Here is an 18,596-nt window from a genome sequence, read left to right on the forward strand (position 1 = left end):
AAATGAGGGACCAGATATGAATTTAGAGACGTTGATGCAAAAATACCAAAAGGGTTTAAGTGAGCTGGATTGGGCTATTTTAGGGTATATTTTAGAAAATGAGCAACAGGTTATGCAACTTAGTATTGTTGAATTGGGAGAGAAAGTTCACAGTTCCAAATCATCGATTTTACGATTAACTAAAAAATTAGGTTTTTCTGGTTATTCAGAGTTTAAGTATTTTATGCGGCAATCGAAACAAAATAACATTGGGACGACAGACACGGATTTGATTGATTTGCAGACCAAAGATATTGAAAATACAGTTAAACTAGCACAACAGACAGATTTTACTTCTTTGAGTAAAGCAATTCAACAAGCAAATACTGTCTATTGCTATGCAACGGGTTACTCCCAACGAAAAGTGGTCGAAGAATTTTCTAAGATGCTGATGATTTGTGACAAACGTTCGATCATCATTCCTGTTAAAACCGAACTTGACATTAGTATGTCAATGATTACGAAAGAAGATATTGTTTTGTTTGTATCGTTAAGTGGAGAAACAGATGACGTCAAAGAGAATATTCTTTCGTTAAATGCGCGAAACATTCCAATTGCGGCAATCACAGCTTTTTCCCATAATTTTTTTGCCGAACACGCTCAATATGCCTATTTTTATTACTCAACTCCTTTTACTGTTTCTGGAAAAGAGCATATTGCCCAGTCCTTAGTTGGGTTAAGTGTATTGGTTGATTTGATTTATAGAAAATATGTGACATTTTTGAATAAACAATTTGAGGAGGAAACCTGATGGCAAGCTTTTTGCATCCAACTAAAATGAAGCGAGTACTATTTGGCTATTGGTTAATGATTCCACTAGTGTTTGGTCTTTACATCTCGATTTTAGCAGCGGTCAAAAATGTTTCAGTGTCTATTCTTTTTACAAGTATTCCTAGTTTGACTTTAACAAGTATTGTGATTTTTTTACTTTTTTTTCAACTATTTGGGTTATTCATGGTTGGAAACACGAGTGATTGTCGTCATTCTTTGTTAGGATTCTATTTAAAATTCAGTATGGTTCAGCAATTATTTTCATTGAATATTCCAGGATTGATTTTGTGTCTATTTGTTTATCGAAGTCTCGTAGATGCAAAAGAGAAAGTGAATGTGTCAAAACAAGTTCAATGGGCAGTTTATATGTTGATAGGGTTTATCGGTTCCATTACTATTTTACTAGTTTGGATTCGATTATCATTATAATGTTACAATGAGTGGAGTTAGTTGAATCAACTGTTTCACTCTTTTTTGGACAAAAAGCAGCAAGTGTCTACAGTTTTGTGAAAGTCTGGACAAAAGTTTTCTGAAAAAGTCAATTTTAGTAGAAAAGTACTAAAAAGTCTGCTAAAATGTAACTGTTGGTTAAGGATGTCCTTAACAAATAAAGTTTTTTTAAAACTTAGGAGGAATTTTATTATGCCATTAGTATCAGGAACAGAATTTCTTAAAGCAGCTCGCAAAGGCGGCTACGGTGTCGGAGGATTCAACACAAACAACCTAGAATGGACAAAAGCGATTCTTGAAGCAGCAGAAGCTAAAAAAGCGCCAGTTTTGATCCAAACTTCTATGGGTGCGGCTAAATACATGGGCGGATACCAAGTATGTTACGATTTAGTAAAAGACTTGATCGATTCAATGGGCATTACTGTACCAGTAGCGCTTCATTTAGATCACGGTGAATACAAAGATGCATTAGAATGTATCGAAATCGGCTACACTTCAGTTATGTTTGATGGTTCTCATTTACCATTTGAAGAAAACATCGAAAAAGCCAAAGACGTTGTTGCTAAAGCACACGCTAAAGGTGTTTCTGTAGAATGTGAAGTTGGTTCAATCGGCGGCGAAGAAGACGGAATCATTGGTTCTGGCGAATTAGCTGACGTTCAAGAATGTGTACAAATGGTTGCTACAGGTATTGACTACCTAGCATGCGGAATCGGTAACATCCACGGTTCATACCCAGACAACTGGACTGGTTTAGCATTTGACCACTTACAAGAAATCGCTGACGCTGTTGGTGACATTCCATTAGTATTACACGGTGGATCAGGTATTCCTTTAGAACAAGTTCAAAAAGCAATCTCAATGGGCGTTTCTAAAATCAACGTTAACACTGAGTGTCAAGAAGTATTTGCAGCTGCAACTCGTAAATACATCGAAGAAGGCAAAGATCTTGAAGGTAAAGGATTTGACCCTCGTAAATTATTAGCACCAGGAACAAAAGCTGTTACTGAATTAGTTGAACAACGTATCGAATGGTTCGGTTCTGCTAACAAAGCATAATTTAGTTCTAGACTAGTAAAAAAGAGGCCGAGATAAAAGCGTTTAGATCCGAGAAATAAGAAGAAATTCACGGAAATTGCTCTTGAAATTTTTGTGAATTTCAGCTTATTTCCGAAGGAGCTGCTTTTTTCTCGCCGTTTATTCGGATTTAGAGAGTGAAACAAAACTGATCTTTAGTTTTGTCCGCTCTCTTTTTTTTATTTTAAGATTTTTGTTGCTCAGCGATTTTTATAGGCAAGTTTCCTTTTATTTACCGCTAAAATGATATAAAAACGAATAAATGATGAAAAACAAGCAAATGCGAATGGCTGTTGGCTTTTTTATTGTTCCTTAATATGTTAGAATAGTTTGGGTATATTACAAAAAAAATAAAACTTTTTGTTTTACATAGATAGGTGAGAATAATAAATGAAAAAAATCGTAATCAATGGTAATCGTCCATTAACAGGAGAAGTATCTATCAGCGGAGCAAAAAACAGTGCAGTAGCATTGATTCCCGCAGCGATCTTAGCTGATTCACCAGTAACATTAGATGGTGTACCTGATATTCAAGATGTTCATTCATTAATTGAAATTTTAGAAATCATGGGTGCTAAAACAACCTTTACTGACAATACACTCGTTATCGATCCAACCGAAATCGTTTCTGTTCCGATGCCAAAAGGCAAAATCAATAGCTTACGTGCTTCATATTACTTTATGGGCTCATTATTAGGAAAGTTTGGCGAAGGTGTTGTTGGCTTACCTGGTGGCTGTTATTTAGGGCCTCGTCCAATTGATCTTCATATCAAAGGCTTTGAAGCTCTTGGTGCAAAAGTAACGAATGAACATGGTGCGATGTACTTAAGAGCTGAAGAGGGACTTCAGGGAACAAGAATTTTCATGGATATGGTTTCAATTGGCGCAACAATCAATGTGATGCTAGCAGCTGTTAAGGCAGAGGGCAAAACGATCATTGAAAATGCTGCTCGTGAACCAGAAATCATTGATGTTGCAACGTTGTTAAATAATATGGGTGCCAACATCCGTGGTGCTGGAACCGATATTATCCGCATCGAAGGTGTTGAGACGCTGCATGGCTGCCGCCATTCGATTATTCCGGATCGAATCGAAGCAGGGACTTATTTAGCTCTGGCTGCTGCAATGGGTGAAGGAGTAAAAGTTCGTAATGTCATTTACGAACATCTAGAAAGTTTCATTGCTAAATTACAAGAAATGGGCGTTAAGATGACGATCGAAGAAGATATGATCGAAGTTCATCCATCTCATGATTTGAAGATGACAACCGTTAAGACCTATCCTTATCCAGGTTTTGCAACTGATTTACAACAACCAATCACACCTTTGATGATGAAAGCTAAAGGGACTGGCGAAGTGATTGATAGTATCTATGCACAACGAACAAAACATATTCCTGAACTTGTGCGGATGGGTGCAGATGCGTCGATCGAAGGTAATATGATCGTCATCAATGGACCAACGCAGCTCCATGGTGCCGAAGTAGTAGCTTCAGATCTTAGAGCAGGTGCTTGTTTAGTGATTGCTGGCTTGATGGCTACAGGGACTACAACAATTTATAATGTAGAATACATTTTACGTGGTTATGACCACATTATTGAAAAATTAACGGCACTTGGTGCAGATATTCAAATGATCGAAACGGAAGAAGAAATCGAGGTGGCTAAATGAGTGACTATTTAACGATGGCGGAGCTTGAAAATAGTACATTGAAAGATATCTATTCTTATGCTAAAGAATTCAAGATCCCTTATTATAGTCAAATGAATAAAAAAGAACTCTCTCTAGCTGTTATTCGCGCACAAGCTGAGAAACAAGGATTTTTCTTCATGGAAGGAATCCTTGATATTGTTTCTCAGGATGGCTATGGTTTTTTACGACCAATCAATTACGGACCGAGTGCAGAAGATATCTATATCTCATCTTCTCAAATTCGTCGTTTTGGCTTACGAAATGGTGATAAAGTTGCAGGAAAAGCACGTCCACCTAAAGAGTCTGAACGTTATTATGGGTTGATGCATGTTGAAAGTGTCAACGGGAAAGATCCAGAAGAAGCAAAAGAACGCCCGCATTTTCCAGCCTTAACACCGCTTTACCCCGAAAAACAAATCAAATTAGAAACAACTCCTGGTAGATTATCGACACGCATGATCGATATTTTTTCTCCTGTTGGTTTTGGTCAACGCGGTTTGATCGTAGCACCACCTAAAGCAGGGAAGACAAGTGTCTTAAAAGAAATTGCCAATGGTATTTCAGAAAATTATCCTGATGTAGAATTGATCCTTCTTTTGATTGATGAACGACCAGAAGAAGTCACTGATTTAGAACGTAGTGTCAATGGTGACGTAGTTTCTTCAACTTTTGATCAGCAACCACAAAATCATACACGAGTTTCCGAATTGGTTTTAGAACGAGCGATGCGTTTGGTTGAAGACAAACGCGATGTGGTGATTTTGATGGATAGTATTACGCGTTTAGCGCGTGCGTATAACTTAGTGATCCCAGCTAGTGGACGTACACTTAGCGGCGGGATCGATCCAGCAGCGTTTTACAAACCAAAACGTTTCTTCGGTGCTGCTAGAAATATCGAAGAGGGCGGCAGTTTAACGATTCTTGCTACAGCTTTAGTGGATACAGGAAGTCGTATGGATGATGTTATTTTCGAAGAATTTAAAGGAACGGGTAATATGGAGTTGCACTTATCTCGTGACTTAGCAGATCGCCGTATTTTCCCTGCAATCGATATCAAAAAATCGGGTACACGTAAAGAAGATTTATTAATGTCTGCTGAACAGTTAGAAGAAACATGGAAATTACGTAACCATATGACGGGTGATTCTTTAGAATATACCGAGCAATTCGTCAAATTCTTACGCAAAACAAAAAACAACCAGAAATTCTTTGAAGAATTTCATGATGTTTCCTTTGGGAGACAAGCCAAAAAAAATGTTAAAAGATAATTGCATCGATAAACGAATCATGCTATTATAGTACTGTTGTATATCGACAAATAAACTCTGATGCAGCAAATGGATCAGGGCAAAGGAGCGAAAAGACTATGAAACAAGATATCCATCCAGAATATCACCCAGTAATTTTTATGGACTCAACTACAGGCTTTAAGTTTTTATCAGGTTCTACTAAGCACTCTGATGAAACAGCTGAGTGGGAAGACGGAAACACTTACCCAGTAATCCGTGTCGAAGTTACATCTGACTCTCATCCATTCTATACTGGACGTCAAAAATTTACACAAGCAGACGGACGTGTGGACCGTTTCAACAAAAAGTATGGTATCAAAGATGCCAACGCCAACCCAGAAGGTTAATTCAAACAGCAATGTTGATAAGACTCAACTCATTTATGAGTGGGGTCTTATTTTTTATGGACCTATTTCAATGAGTTGCGGTCAATGAGTGAAGAGATTTTAGCATTTTCGTTAAGACAAGGGCTTTTTGTTATGAATTATTCCTCTAGTTTTGTACACTTTAATAAAGTATTTCGACACTATTGAGGAGGAGATGTTATGAACTGGTATCAAATGACAACCGAGCAAGTGTTAACGACACTAAAATCAGGTTTAAATGGACTCGACAGAACTCTGAGAAAAAAGAAACAAGAAGAAGGCAGTAATACACTCTCAAAAGAAAAAGAAACAAGCAAGCTGCAAAAATTTCTTCATCATTTTCATGATTTGTTGATTTATGTATTGCTTGTATCAGCTATCTTAAAAGGGGTCAGTAGTCAGTTTATTGATATGTCGATTATTTTATTGGTGGTAGTCATTAATGCGATTATCGGTTATGTCCAAGAAGCGAAAGCATCCGATTCTTTAGAAAGTCTCACTTCAATGATGAGTTCAGAAGCAGTTGTATTAGTGGAAGGTGAAAAAGAAACGGTTAAAGCAGAAACTTTAGTTCCAGGCGATATTGTCTATTTAAGTCCAGGTGATATTGTGCCAGCAGATCTTCGCGTAATTGAAGCCTATAATTTAGTGATTGATGAAGCGATGTTAACTGGTGAGTCAACGCCTGTTGAGAAAAATAATCAAACACTTCAAGAAGATGCAGATTTAGGTGATCACACCAATATGGCTTATTCAGGTACCTTGATCAATAGTGGAACGGGTAAAGGGATCGTGGTTCAAATTGGTGATCAAACTGAGATTGGAAAGATCAATCAGCATTTGAAAAATGTAGGTAGTAACGAGACACCATTGATCAAAAAGATGAAACAGTTAAATAAACAAATCTTTCTATTTTTAATAGCTTTGATCATTTTTCTGGTCCTGTTCAGTTTATTTTTCCGGGATCTATCGGCTAGTGAATTACTTTCTTCAATGATTGCTTTAGCTGTTTCAGCTGTGCCGGAAGGATTACCGGCTGTATTATCTATTATTTTATCAGTCGGTGTCACCAGAATGGCCCGTCAACACGCGATCATCAAAAAGATGCCAGCTGTTGAAACATTAGGCAGCATGGGCGTCATCTGTTCTGATAAAACTGGAACGCTGACAAAAAATGAGATGGAAGTTGTAGCACTTGTTACATCAAAAGAAACGATCGATACCACCGTCAATGGTGCTGAATCAGAGACTATGCGTCAAGTTGAACAAGATAAGTCCTTGAGAAAAATGGCAGAAATCGCTTCGTATTGTAATGATACAAAAATTACGTATAAAAATGGCGTGAGAGAAGTGATCGGCAATCCAACTGAAGGTGCTTTACTGGATTGGGCTAATCATATGGCTCTTGTAGAAGAAGAGCATGATATTAGTAAAATTCCGTTTGATTCAACGTATAAATATATGGCGACACTAGTAGATATTCAAGGTAAACGTTACATTTATTTAAAAGGTGCGCCAGATGTTTTGCTAAATATGGTCGATTATCAACTTTCTGATGATAATACGGAAACGTTTGATGAAGACTATTGGCAGCAAAAAATCAGCCAACAAGCAAGAAAAGGACAACGAATTTTAGCGGCTGCTTTTAAAGAAGTCACGCAAGCACAAACAACACTTGCCCACGAAGATTTACACAGTGGCATGATCCTGGCTGGTTTATTTGGGATCATCGATCCTCCAAAAAAAGAAGCGATCGAAGCCGTTCGAATCAGTCAACAAGCAGGTATTTCAGTAAAAATGATTACAGGTGATCACAAAGATACTGCAGTGGCCATAGCCAAAGAAATTGGTCTTGAAAACTATCAAAATGCTTTAGTAGGCCAAGACATTGAACAGCTTAGTGATGAAGAATTAGCAAAGGTTGTTCTATCGAACGATGTGTATGCTAGAACAACACCAGAGCATAAACTACGTTTAGTTAACGCTATTCAAAGCAATGGGCAAATTGTCGGGATGACTGGAGATGGCGTCAATGACGCTCCAGCGCTTAAACAAGCAGATATTGGTATCGCTATGGGAATCAAAGGAACAGAGGTAACGAAAGATGCGGCTGATATGGTTTTAGCAGATGATAACTTCGCAACGATCACTGTTGCGATTAGAGAAGGTCGACGCGTTTACGAGAATTTGAAAAAAACAATTTATTTTTCTTTACCAACGGCTTTTGCGCAAGGTCTGTTAGTAGTTGTTTCCTTGTTATTAGATAGACCACTACCGTTGACCTCTGTCCAAATTTTATGGCTGAATATGGTGACTACAATCACATTGTCCTTTGCTTTAGGGTTTGAACCGTTAGCAAAAAATGGCATGAATCAGCCACCTCGTGATCCAAAGGAAAACATTTTAGATCGATATGCTGTTTTTCGTATCGTTTACGTCTCACTTTTATTAGCTGCTTTAGGTTTTTTAGTCAATGGATTTTTAGAAGGTCGCCATGCATCAGAAGCAGTTATGCAAACGACATTGATTACTACAATCGTGTTTGGTCAAGTTTTCTATATGATTAATTGTCGGGAAATTTATCGATTTTCGATCAATAAAAGTATATTGGCAAATAAAGTATTGTGGTTGTCCTTGCTAATTCTAGTCATTTTGCAAGCTTTGTTGATCTATACACCGATCATACATCTAGCACTCGGAACAGCAACGATCGGTTGGCCGTATATAAAATTGGCCTTACTTTCTGGAGTTGTTGTGTTTATAGTTGTCGAGCTTGAAAAATTGATTACACGAAAATTAAAAAAATCATAACATTTAACGAAGCTAAGCTGAAGTGTTTAGCGCCCAGCGAACTGTGACTATTGTTTATTCAGGTATAGAGAGCGAAGCAAAACTGATCTTTAGTTTTGTTTCGCTCTTTTCTATTGTTTGTTTAAAAATAAAAAAAGTCATCTAGGGTTTTAGGGGAGGAAAGTTATTAGTTGTTATAAGTGCAACGTGACAAAAAAATTGTAAATCTAAACAAAAGTCGTTTAAAATGAAGCTTAAAGAAATTAATGCTGTGAAAGATGATAAAATAGTTTTAGTTACTCAATTGAAAAATTGATTTCAAACGAAAGAGAGATGACAGTATTGAATATTAGTAATCAAAAATTTGGAGAAAACGCTATTTTGTATTCGCTTACGAATGATAATGGTTTGACGATGAAAGTCACGAACTTAGGTGCTAGAATCGTTGAGTTGATCGTACCAGTTAAGGGAGAGCAACGCAATATTATTTTAGGCTTTGATTCTGCGGAAGAATATGTGGCGAAAGATATGTATTTTGGCGCAACGATTGGGCGGGTTGCGGGAAGAATCAAGCATGGCTCGTTTTCAATAGATGAGCATAACTATCAGTTACCGATTTCTCCAGAAAATGGTCATACTTTGCATGGTGGTTCAAAAAGCTTTGAGTCAAGGATTTGGGAAGCGGAGATAGCAGAAACCAATGAACAAGTTTCTGTATTATTTTCTTATCTGAGTACTGATGGAGAGAATGGTTTTCCAGGAGAATTACAAGCACGTGTGACGTATACACTAACTAATAATAATGAATGGATTCTAGATTACTATGCTAAAACAGATCAACCAACGCTTTATAACCCAACGAATCATGTTTATTTCAATTTAACTGGGGATGTCACGCAACCCGTTGATCAACATTCGCTATTTGTTGATGCCGACCGATTCGCTGTAGTTGCTAACGATACAACCGTTACGGGTGAACTGAGCTCAGTTACAGGAACGCCTTTTGATTTTAGAAAGCCGCAGAGCATGAAGCAGGTATTTCAGACAGCCTATGAGCAAAATCGTTTAGTAGGTGGATTGGATCATCCGTTTATTTTGAATCAGACTGGTTTTGATCAGGCACAAGCAATGATTATAGCACCACAAAAGGACCTGACGGTTGAAATGTACACGGATCGCCCGGCAGTTGTGATTTTTACAGCACAATTTGGTGATAATGGGCCAGAGGTTCGAGGGCAAAAATTAGTCAGTCATGGTGGGATTACGTTGGAAACCCAAGTTAGCCCAGGAGCTGTTGAATTTGAAGGATTTGGTGATATTCTATTACGTCCAGAAAACCCCTATCAAAGTCGAACCCTATTTAAAATTAAGTAAAAGTATCAAGTTCATACTCAATTGAAGGATAAACTATATTTAGGAGTGACCAAAATGACAGAGAAGTTTTTAGGAAGTATTGAAGCAGGCGGCACAAAATTTGTATGCGGCATAGGGAATGACCAACTTGATATTATTGAAAGAGTCAGCTTTCCGACGACAACACCTGAGGAAACGATGGCTTTGGTGATTGTTTTTTTAAGAAATACCCCTTAAAAGCAATTGGGATCGGATCTTTTGGACCAATCGATATTCATAAAGATTCAGCAACTTATGGTCAGATTACGTCTACTCCGAAATTAGCTTGGCAGGATTATGATATTGTTGGTGCCATGAAAAAAGAATTTAATATACCGATTGCTTTTACAACGGATGTCAATGCAGCAGCTTATGGAGAATATGTGGCGGGCGCTGGTAAGGGATTATCTAGTTGTGTCTATTATACAATTGGGACTGGCGTAGGTGCTGGTGCCATTCAAACCGGTTCTTTTATCGAAGGGTTTAGTCACCCTGAAATGGGACATATGATCGTAAAACGTCATCCAGATGATTCATTTGAAGGAAGCTGTCCATTTCATCGTGATTGTTTAGAAGGGATGGCGGCAGGTCCTACAATCGAAAAAAGGGCTGGGAAAAAAGGACAAGAAGTAGCTGAAGATGATCCGATTTGGACTATTGAAGCTTATTATGTTGCTCAGGCAGCTTATAACACAACCTTGATGCTTGCGCCAGATGTGATAATTTTAGGTGGCGGCGTGATGAAACAACGCCATATGTTGCCAAAGGTCCATCATGAATTTGAGAAATTGGTCAATGGATATGTAAAAATACCACCGTTGGAACAATATATCGTAACACCAGCATTAGAAGATGATCCAGGAACGATTGGATGTTTAGCATTAGCTAAAAATGAACTACAGAAATTATAAAAAAATAGTAGCAAAACATAAGTAAGCAGCTATGGCGAACAATCACATAGCTGCTTACTTTTTTATTTTTAGCTGTAGTGATAAATTAAAGCATTAACCGCTTATCGTGCATTAACTGGATCTGTATACCAAAAGGATCTTCAACAATACCGTAGGCTCCGCTAAAGACATTTTGACTCAAGGAAGTGATGATTTTTACCCGGCCATCTGAGACTAGGCTAGAATAAAATGTTTGTATTTCAGCTAAATCAGCGCTTTGAAGACATAAAGAAAAATTATTGCCAAGCCTAAATGTTTCTTTAGGATCCATTGAATTTTCTGCGATCATAATCTTGTTTTTACCAACTTGTAAAACAGAATGCGAGAGAAAGTGTTTCGTTTCTTCTGTTACCTGAAAGCTAGGGTCTTTTTTAGCCATCTGTTCATAGGTTACGACGAATAATTCTTTAGCATCTAAATGCTTTTTATAAAAAGCTAAAGCTTCTCCAGCACGTCCATTCATTGATAAAAATACAGCAATTTCTAAAGTCATCTAAATTCCTCATTTCTTTTATTTTCTTGACACGTTTAGTATACTGTTTAAAGGTATCATAATATGACACTTATAGGAGGCGTTATGAAAAAAGCAGAACGCATTAATGATATGATCCTTTTTCTAGCGGATAAAAATAGTTTCAATTTAAAAGAATTAATGAATCGATATACTATTTCAAAAAGTACTGCATTACGAGATGTACAGTCCCTTGAAGAAATCGGATTGCCAATTTATTCAGAGCTTGGTAGATACGGAAAATATCAACTATTGGATACTCGAATCATTGCGCCGGGTCTATTCACGGAAGGTGAAATTTACGCCTTATATTTCGCCTTATTAACGCTAAAAAGTTATCGATCTACACCTTTTAACGTGGAAGTTACTACGCTTGAATTAAAATATAACCAGGTTCTTCCAACTAAACTGCAACAAGAACTTTTATTAATGAACAAAATCATCTCTCTTGAACAAATCAATCATAGTAACACTAGTTTGTTTTTAAAAGACATCGTTAAAGGTATCCTTCGCGAAACGGTTTTTACTATACGCTACCTGAAAAATCAAGAACAACAGTCGATGACAGTTCAATTTATCCAGCTTTCTTCTAAATTTGGCCAATGGTACGCTAAAATCTGGAACATGGAAACCAAAAAAATTCGAGTGATTCGCTGTGATAAAATCCAAGAGCTAGCTGAAACAGATGCTTTTGAACCAAGACTGCTAGAAGAGCTATTAAAAGAAACCGCAACTTTTTATCAAAAAGTTCCATTACGTTTATTTTCAATTGAAGTTGATGAAAAAGGTAAGGATATCTTTTCAAAGGGACATTATCCATCTATGACAATCGAACCCTACCAGAAAAATTATCTCATTAGTGGTCAGTACCAAGCGAATGAGGAAGACTTTATCATGGACTATTTGCTTCAGTTTGGTCAATCAGTTCTCCAGATCGAACCGCTCCACTTACAAAAGAGGATTTTAAAAAGAGCCATTGCTATCGCTGATTATTGGCAACAGCTGTAAAGTTGTCTGAAGAGGACAAATACAAGCAAACATGTTAAAATGATATTATTGCTTACTAAAAGTAAGCATCTGACAAATAATAAAAGGATGATTCTAAAGTTAAATTGGAAGGATGAGGTTGAACATGCAGTACATATTTGAAGAAGGTCAAGCGCAAGGGAAAAAGTTATTATTGCTTCATGGAACCGGTGGCGATGAAACGTCATTACTAGAGATTGCTCATTACTTAGATGAAGGAGCAACCGTGCTGTCTTTTCGTGGAACAATTCAAGAAGCTGGAATGAATCGTTTTTTCAAACGGAATGGTTTAAATCAATTTGACTTAGTTAGTCTGGAAGCTGAAAGTGATCGACTGCTGCAAATGATCCTATCTGTCAGTGAAGAAAAAAAGATATCAGTAGAAGATTGGACCATTGTTGGCTATTCAAATGGCGCCAACATCGCAGCTCACATGCTTTTAGAACGTCATTTTGCGATTAAGCAAGCCATTTTGTTTCACCCAATGTCTTTAGGTGTAGATACACAAAAATTCTCACTCTCTGAAAAGAAACTGTGGCTATCGATCAGTGAAAACGATCCGATCATTTCGGCAGAAGCGTTTGATCAGTTAATTCAACAGCTAGAAAAACGTCAGGCAAACCTCACGATTACGTCAACAAGTACAGGGCATCAACTAACAATGGATGAAATCAATCAGGCTAAAAAATGGTTGAGTGAACATTAAATAGTAAGTTATTAAGAGCAAAGCGAATCTTTTGTAGCAAGTTTAAAATGATGTTATGCTAGTCATGTAGTATAAATTAACTAGGAGGGATTTTCACATGGCAGATTTAAATGGACGCTTTGATGATGCAAAAGACAAAGTTGAAGGAACAGCAAAAGAAGTTCAAGGTAAAGTAACAGATGATAAAGGCAAAGAACTTGAGGGCAAAGCGCAATCAGCTTTTGGCGATGTTAAGGACAAAGCTCGTGATGCCGGTGATGATATCAAAGAAGGCGCTGAAAAATTAGGCGACAAAATCAAAGAAGGCTTTGAAGATATCAAAGAAAAATTCCATAAACATGATGATAAATAAAAAATAAACATGAGGCGGGAGCAGAAGGTTTTCCTTCTGCTCCCACCGTGTATTCGTATTTAGTGTGTGAACCAAAAGTGATTTTCACTTTTGGTTCACACACTTTTTTAGTTTTTCAATAGTTGTTTCAAAACGGGCATATCATGAACCTCGTATTTTTCTTTAAACGCATTGATTTCATTCTCACTAAATTTTTCAGGATCTAACACTAATTCTTCGACAGGTAAAGGACGAGTATTTCTAATTTTTACATCGATCACAACTGGGCGCAGGCTTTTTTTAGCAGCTTCAAAAGCTGGTTCCAATTGGCTGTATTCAGTAATAGTAAAGCCCTGAGCCCCAAGTGCTTCAGCAACTTTGCCAAAATCGGCTCCTTCTAAATAGACTCCGAATTTCTTTTGTTCACTGTCTTCTTGCTCTGCTTCAATAAAGCCAAAGGAGTCATTTGAAAAGACTACGTTGATGATTGGTAATTTGTATTTTACTTGGGTGATGATATCCTGCATGACCATGGCAAAAGCCCCATCGCCACTTAAGGTGAAGACTTGACGATCAGGATAGCTAAGCTGAGCGGCAATTCCTCCAGGCACACCGTTGCCCATTGTAGCGAACCAACCAGAAGTTGTGAATTTTTGTTTTCCGTTCATCTCTAAAAGCCGAATCGCATGGATTGTAGTATTGCCGACATCTGTAACAAAAATTGCCTCCTTGTCAGCAATTCGCCGGATTTCTTTAAACACAGGCTCCACTCGAAGTGGCTGATCTGCGTTGTCATTAAAGCTTCTTAACCAAGAGACCCAATTCACCTTATTTTTTTGATTGGCTTTTAACCAACGATCGGCTGGACGGGATTCACCTAGTTCGACCATTCGTTTTAAGGCTTCTTTAGCATCACCTAAAATGGCAACATCTGTCTTATGCCGACGACCGAATTTAGTCGAATCGATATCGATTTGGATGAATTTAGCATTAGGATTGAAGAAATAAGCAGCAAAAGGAAAGTCACTACCTGCAAATACGATCAAATCCGTTTCAGCTAAGGCTTCATTAGCGGGTTTAGTTGCAACACGAGCAGCAAAGCCAAGAAAATTTTCATATGCATCAGGAACGATTCCTTTACCTAAAACAGCGGAGACAACCGGCATTGAAAAATGTTCAGAAAAGGCTTGGATTTCAGGCCAACCGTTACGGGTTCCTTGTCCAATATAAAGAACTGGCTTTTCCGCAACTTCAATCAATGAGACGGCTTTTTTTAGATCGGTGTAATGTGGCATGACTAAACCAGTTCGATGATTCTTAGCAGTTGAAATGTCTTGAACAGGGATCTCTTTTGTCCCAAAATCAACAGGGAGCGTGACCACTGCAACACCATTGTTTTTATAAGCCGCTTTGATTGCTTCATCAATAACATGCGGTAAACTTTCTGGGGTCATAACAGTTCGATTATAAACACTAACATCAGCAAACATTGGGTTTTCGTTTAATTCTTGGAAGGAATTGTAATTCATAGAACTTGTAGCTACTTGGCCTAAAAGTGCTAAAACAGGAACGTGGTCCATTTGAGCATCATATAATCCATTGATCAAATGAGTTGCACCAGGACCAGCAGAACCAAAAGCCACACCGATTTTTCCTGTCAGTTTAGCATCAGTTGCGGCCGCTAGTGCACCGACCTCTTCATGGCGAACTTGAATATAGTTGATTTTTTCCTTTTCTTGGTATAAGGCATCCATGGTGGAATTGAAGGAGCCACCTGGAATTCCATATATATGGTCGATATCCCAACTTTCTAAGACTTTGATCATTGCAACAGCAGCGTTGATTGTTTCTGTCATTTTGCTCACTCCTTTTCTTAATTTTCCTTCTATATAAAGTATACTCTTTCTAGATTTTTGCACCAAATGAAAGCATTTTTCACTTTAGGCGTGGTCATAAAATCATTGGTGTGATAAAGTTAAGGAAAGAAAAGTGTTTGAGGAAGATGGGGTGTTCATCATAACGAGTTGGCTGTTATCTTTAGAAGCTTGGCAGCAGGCATTAGTGGGGACAGGTTTTACTTATTTTATGACAGCTTTGGGCGCTGGGTTAGTTTTTTTCTTTAAAGAGATCAAAAAAGATATTCTTAATATGATGTTAGGCTTCGCGGCCGGTGTGATGATTGCGGCTAGTTTTTGGTCACTATTAGATCCTGCAATCAAACAAGCAGAAGAAAATGGCAGTATTGCATGGCTAGTTGTTAGTTTTGGATTTGGCTTAGGTGGTTTATTTTTATACATTGCAGATAAAACGTTACCTCATATGCATTTTGGTCCAAACCATGAGAAAGAAGGTCTGCCTAGTCATTTAAAACGGACGATTTTATTAGTATTCTCTATTACATTGCATAATATTCCAGAAGGGTTAGCTGTTGGGGTGGCTTTTGGTGCTGCAAATTCAGCTGATGACCCAAAAAAAGCGGTACTTGCGGCCATCTCTGTGGCGTTGGGAATCGGTATTCAAAACTTTCCTGAAGGTGCAGCTGTTTCGATTCCATTAAGACAAGAAAATTTAAGCCGGAAAAAAGCATTTCTTTATGGACAAGCTTCAGGTATTGTCGAGCCGATTGCAGGAATTATCGGTGCGGTTTTAGTGACCAAAGTGACATTATTGTTGCCGTATGCTTTGGCATTTGCCGCAGGTGCAATGATTTACGTAGTCGTTGAAGAATTGATCCCAGAGGCGCAACAGACTGTGACTAGTGAGCGGCACTTTGCTGTTTTTGGTTTGATGCTGGGCTTTATTATTATGATGATTTTAGATGTAGCTTTAGGCTAAAAAAACAGCCAACCTTACTCATTAAGGTTGGCTGTTTTTTTTGGGAACTTATTTTACAAGATTCGTTCAAAGGGATCTAAACTAATCCCTTTTTCCAAAACAATCTTCGCATATTCTTGTGCAGAAAATAAAGAATGGTCTTTATAGTTGCCACATTCTTTTGCTGATACTGCTGGAACGAAATCTGTCTCAGCGATAAAGTTCAATACTTTTACCAAAGCATCGCGGATTTCTTTTGGCGAATGTTGGTTCCACATGATCATATAAAAACCAGTACGACAACCCATAGGTGAGATATCGATGATGTCTTCTAAGTGATCACGTAAGTTCACTGCTAATAAATGCTCTAAGGTATGAACTGCAGCTGTTGGTAATTCATCTTCATTTGGTTGTAAGAAACGTAGATCGTATTTTTCGATCAAAGCCTCACCATTTTTTTCAGTACCCGCTAAACGAACATAAGGCGCTTTAACGGTGTTATGATCTAATTCAAAACTTTCAACACGTGCCATAAGTATTCACTCCTTCAAATTAAGTAAATGTCGCTTTTAACTATAACAAAATACCTTGGAATGTCAATAGATTCAGGTAGCATGATCGATGTTTTAAGCATTTTGTTTGGCAAAGATCTTTCCTAATTTTTTTAATAACTCAGGTGCATCCTCTTGATCCATCACTACTTCGATCCATTGCATTCTTTCTGTATCGTTTCTTGCGGTCTTCATGACCTCATCAAGTTCAATTTCAGTGGAAACTTTGTACGTTGCAACAGTTTGTTCGGTTCCGCCAAAGACGAAAGGTAGTTTTTGATAATCCCACATTGGAATATCATTGTACTGTTCTGTGGCACCATGGATTTCCCGTTCAACTGTATAGCCGTTGTTGTTGATTACAAAAACGATCGGTGCAAGTTTTTCTCTGATAGCAGTTCCTAGTTCTTGAACGGTTAATTGCAATGAACCGTCGCCGATAAATAATAGATGGCGACTGGCTTTATTTGCAAGTTGACTCCCTAAAGCAGAGGGAAAGGTATAGCCAATCGAGCCCCATAGAGGTTGGCTAATGAAATGTACGGCTTTTTTTAGCGGCACATTTGTTAAACCGAAGAAAGAAGTTCCCTGCTCGCCAATGATCGTATCACCAGAGATCAAAAACTCTTCCACCATTTTCCAGAACTGTTTTTGTGATAAGTTTTCGTCGGCTATGGCTAGGTTTTCGGTTCGTTTTACTGGAATTATTTCCCCTGTAAATCTGGAGAAAGAGAGTGTGGCTAAGGCAGAAACAAAATGATCTAGCTGGACTTTTTCTTGTTGATCCCCATAAAATAAGACTTCGGTACTACCAATTGAGATAATTTGCTGATCGGTAAAGCCAAAACTAAAGCCGGAAGTTGCGGAATCAGTCAATTTTGCTCCTAAAAGTAACACTAAATCAGCTGTGTCAACACGGCTTCTAAGGGGTTCGTCTGTTGTTGAACCAGTGTATGTGCCTAAATAATGGGCATCATCTTCATTAAAAGCACTTTTTCCCAGTGGTAGCGTCGTAATCGGTAGGTTAAATTTTTGAATAAAGGCATCTAATTGCTGCTCTATATGGTAGCTTAAAATCTCATGCCCTGCAATGATAACCGGCCGTTGAGCTTGTTGTAAGGCCTGTTCCACTTTGGCTAGAATGGCGGCTTCAACAACGGTTAATTGTTCTGGTTGCGAGTTTAACTTACTTTGAGGTTTGCTGACTGTGATTGTAGCAATATTGATTGGCAAATTAATATAAACTGGCCGTTTTTCGGTTATCGCAATCAGTAAAACGCGATCGATCTCAGTTAAGGCATTGTCTGCTGTTAAGTGAGCGATGCCTGCGGTTACTTCTTCATGCATTTTTTCAAAACGGAGAAAATCACCATCTCCTAAAGTATGATGAACAAGTTTTTTATTTGCTTGAATAGCTGTTGTAGGTGAGCCGACAATTTCGATAACAGGTACATTTTCCGCAAAGCTGCCCGCTAAACCATTGACAGCACTTAATTCTCCAACACCAAAAGTTGTCACAAATGCTGAAATTCCTTTAGTACGGGCGTAACCATCAGCCATATATGCGGCATTTAATTCGTTCGCATTTCCGATCCATTCAAGATCTTCTCTGGCAGTGATATGGTCTAAAAATTGTAAGTTATAATCGCCAGGGACACCGAATATTTCATCGATGCCTAATTCTTTTAAACGGTCTAATAAATAATCCGCTACAGTGTAAATCTGATCATCCTCTTCAAAAAAATTTCTTGCTAAGACAGTATAAATCTGTAAAAAAAATTAGTCGACTAAGTTGCACAGATCCTAAGAAAGGCATTAAAAAACAATTTGAAATGTATTACC

General features: G+C 37.9%; 16 protein-coding genes and 1 pseudogene. 13 read left to right on the top strand and 4 right to left on the bottom strand.

Annotated elements, in window-relative coordinates:
* Window positions 1-16: 16 nt before the first annotated feature.
* The 9 genes and pseudogenes from A5866_RS00845 (at window position 17) to scrK (ending at window position 10,776) form a co-directional block, all read left to right on the top strand.
* Window positions 17-790 carry a MurR/RpiR family transcriptional regulator gene (locus tag A5866_RS00845; protein ID WP_086281650.1) on the top strand — a complete coding sequence of 258 codons (774 nt, stop codon included), beginning with the start codon at window positions 17-19 and terminating at the stop codon, window positions 788-790.
* Complete coding sequence (locus A5866_RS00850) at window positions 790-1,239, top strand: hypothetical protein (protein ID WP_086444641.1); 450 nt, start codon at window positions 790-792, stop codon at window positions 1,237-1,239. Before A5866_RS00845 ends, A5866_RS00850 begins: the two co-directional genes overlap by 1 nt.
* A gap of 213 nt (window positions 1,240-1,452) precedes the next feature.
* Window positions 1,453-2,319, top strand: a complete 867-nt coding sequence (locus A5866_RS00855; protein WP_086281648.1) for a class II fructose-bisphosphate aldolase — start codon at window positions 1,453-1,455, stop codon at window positions 2,317-2,319.
* A 408-nt stretch (window positions 2,320-2,727) separates the two neighbouring features.
* The gene (locus A5866_RS00860; protein WP_086444640.1) at window positions 2,728-4,008 is read left to right on the top strand and encodes a UDP-N-acetylglucosamine 1-carboxyvinyltransferase; all 1,281 of its coding nucleotides are present in this window, start codon (window positions 2,728-2,730) and stop codon (window positions 4,006-4,008) included.
* Window positions 4,005-5,297 carry a transcription termination factor Rho gene (gene rho / locus A5866_RS00865; protein WP_086281646.1) on the top strand — a complete coding sequence of 431 codons (1,293 nt, stop codon included), beginning with the start codon at window positions 4,005-4,007 and terminating at the stop codon, window positions 5,295-5,297. Before A5866_RS00860 ends, rho begins: the two co-directional genes overlap by 4 nt.
* Window positions 5,298-5,395: 98 nt before the next feature.
* Complete coding sequence (locus A5866_RS00870; RefSeq protein WP_069654216.1) at window positions 5,396-5,665, top strand: type B 50S ribosomal protein L31; 270 nt, start codon at window positions 5,396-5,398, stop codon at window positions 5,663-5,665.
* Window positions 5,666-5,863: 198 nt separating this feature from the next.
* A complete protein-coding gene (locus tag A5866_RS00875) occupies window positions 5,864-8,494 on the top strand; it encodes an HAD-IC family P-type ATPase (protein WP_086281645.1) in 2,631 nt (876 codons plus the stop codon).
* 312 nt (window positions 8,495-8,806) lie between these two features.
* Window positions 8,807-9,847, top strand: coding sequence for an aldose epimerase family protein (locus A5866_RS00880; protein ID WP_176332566.1), 1,041 nt, complete (start codon window positions 8,807-8,809; stop codon window positions 9,845-9,847).
* A gap of 54 nt (window positions 9,848-9,901) precedes the next feature.
* Window positions 9,902-10,776: pseudogene (gene scrK / locus A5866_RS00885) on the top strand (fructokinase ScrK).
* An 85-nt stretch (window positions 10,777-10,861) separates the two neighbouring features.
* Here scrK and A5866_RS00890 read toward each other — a convergent pair.
* Window positions 10,862-11,308: a VOC family protein gene (locus A5866_RS00890; RefSeq protein WP_086444639.1), complete on the bottom strand. Its 447-nt coding sequence runs from the start codon at window positions 11,306-11,308 to the stop codon at window positions 10,862-10,864.
* 84 nt (window positions 11,309-11,392) lie between these two features.
* Between A5866_RS00890 and A5866_RS00895 the strand changes: the two genes are divergently transcribed.
* From A5866_RS00895 to A5866_RS00905, 3 genes are all read left to right on the top strand, one after another.
* The gene (locus A5866_RS00895) at window positions 11,393-12,334 is read left to right on the top strand and encodes a helix-turn-helix transcriptional regulator (protein WP_086444638.1); all 942 of its coding nucleotides are present in this window, start codon (window positions 11,393-11,395) and stop codon (window positions 12,332-12,334) included.
* Window positions 12,335-12,458: 124 nt separating this feature from the next.
* A complete protein-coding gene (locus A5866_RS00900) occupies window positions 12,459-13,058 on the top strand; it encodes an alpha/beta hydrolase (protein ID WP_086444637.1) in 600 nt (199 codons plus the stop codon).
* 97 nt (window positions 13,059-13,155) lie between these two features.
* Entirely contained in the window at window positions 13,156-13,410 is a 255-nt protein-coding gene (locus A5866_RS00905) for a YtxH domain-containing protein (protein WP_086281640.1), read from the top strand.
* 107 nt (window positions 13,411-13,517) lie between these two features.
* Here A5866_RS00905 and spxB read toward each other — a convergent pair whose 3' ends face one another.
* On the bottom strand, window positions 13,518-15,245 hold the full coding sequence (spxB, locus tag A5866_RS00910) for a pyruvate oxidase (protein WP_086444636.1): 1,728 nt from the start codon (window positions 15,243-15,245) through the stop codon (window positions 13,518-13,520).
* 160 nt (window positions 15,246-15,405) lie between these two features.
* Between spxB and A5866_RS00915 the strand changes: the two genes are divergently transcribed.
* Window positions 15,406-16,224: a ZIP family metal transporter gene (locus tag A5866_RS00915; protein ID WP_086445528.1), complete on the top strand. Its 819-nt coding sequence runs from the start codon at window positions 15,406-15,408 to the stop codon at window positions 16,222-16,224.
* A gap of 53 nt (window positions 16,225-16,277) precedes the next feature.
* Here A5866_RS00915 and A5866_RS00920 read toward each other — a convergent pair whose 3' ends face one another.
* Both A5866_RS00920 and A5866_RS00925 read right to left on the bottom strand, forming a co-directional pair.
* Window positions 16,278-16,736 carry an S-ribosylhomocysteine lyase gene (locus tag A5866_RS00920; RefSeq protein WP_086444635.1) on the bottom strand — a complete coding sequence of 153 codons (459 nt, stop codon included), beginning with the start codon at window positions 16,734-16,736 and terminating at the stop codon, window positions 16,278-16,280.
* 93 nt (window positions 16,737-16,829) lie between these two features.
* Window positions 16,830-18,476, bottom strand: a complete 1,647-nt coding sequence (locus A5866_RS00925; RefSeq protein ID WP_086444634.1) for an alpha-keto acid decarboxylase family protein — start codon at window positions 18,474-18,476, stop codon at window positions 16,830-16,832.
* Between the last annotated feature and the right edge of the window lie 120 nt (window positions 18,477-18,596).

Origin of the sequence: Enterococcus sp. 12C11_DIV0727 (assembly GCF_002148425.2) — a bacterium.
GTDB classification, from domain to species: domain Bacteria; phylum Bacillota; class Bacilli; order Lactobacillales; family Enterococcaceae; genus Enterococcus_L; species Enterococcus_L lemimoniae.

Excerpts from the sequence above, each read along its gene's own strand:
- rho (WP_086281646.1), top strand. The coding sequence starts at position 4,005 with ATGAGTGACTATTTAACGATGGCGGAGCTTGAAAATAGTACATTGAAA.
- A5866_RS00855 (WP_086281648.1), top strand. The coding sequence starts at position 1,453 with ATGCCATTAGTATCAGGAACAGAATTTCTTAAAGCAGCTCGCAAAGGC.
- A5866_RS00875 (WP_086281645.1), top strand. The coding sequence starts at position 5,864 with ATGAACTGGTATCAAATGACAACCGAGCAAGTGTTAACGACACTAAAA.
- A5866_RS00905 (WP_086281640.1), top strand. The coding sequence starts at position 13,156 with ATGGCAGATTTAAATGGACGCTTTGATGATGCAAAAGACAAAGTTGAA.
- A5866_RS00880 (WP_176332566.1), top strand. The coding sequence starts at position 8,807 with ATGACAGTATTGAATATTAGTAATCAAAAATTTGGAGAAAACGCTATT.
- A5866_RS00860 (WP_086444640.1), top strand. The coding sequence starts at position 2,728 with ATGAAAAAAATCGTAATCAATGGTAATCGTCCATTAACAGGAGAAGTA.
- A5866_RS00895 (WP_086444638.1), top strand. The coding sequence starts at position 11,393 with ATGAAAAAAGCAGAACGCATTAATGATATGATCCTTTTTCTAGCGGAT.
- A5866_RS00920 (WP_086444635.1), bottom strand. The coding sequence starts at position 16,736 with ATGGCACGTGTTGAAAGTTTTGAATTAGATCATAACACCGTTAAAGCG.
- A5866_RS00870 (WP_069654216.1), top strand. The coding sequence starts at position 5,396 with ATGAAACAAGATATCCATCCAGAATATCACCCAGTAATTTTTATGGAC.
- A5866_RS00845 (WP_086281650.1), top strand. The coding sequence starts at position 17 with ATGAATTTAGAGACGTTGATGCAAAAATACCAAAAGGGTTTAAGTGAG.
- spxB (WP_086444636.1), bottom strand. The coding sequence starts at position 15,245 with ATGACAGAAACAATCAACGCTGCTGTTGCAATGATCAAAGTCTTAGAA.
- A5866_RS00890 (WP_086444639.1), bottom strand. The coding sequence starts at position 11,308 with ATGACTTTAGAAATTGCTGTATTTTTATCAATGAATGGACGTGCTGGA.
- A5866_RS00900 (WP_086444637.1), top strand. The coding sequence starts at position 12,459 with ATGCAGTACATATTTGAAGAAGGTCAAGCGCAAGGGAAAAAGTTATTA.
- A5866_RS00850 (WP_086444641.1), top strand. The coding sequence starts at position 790 with ATGGCAAGCTTTTTGCATCCAACTAAAATGAAGCGAGTACTATTTGGC.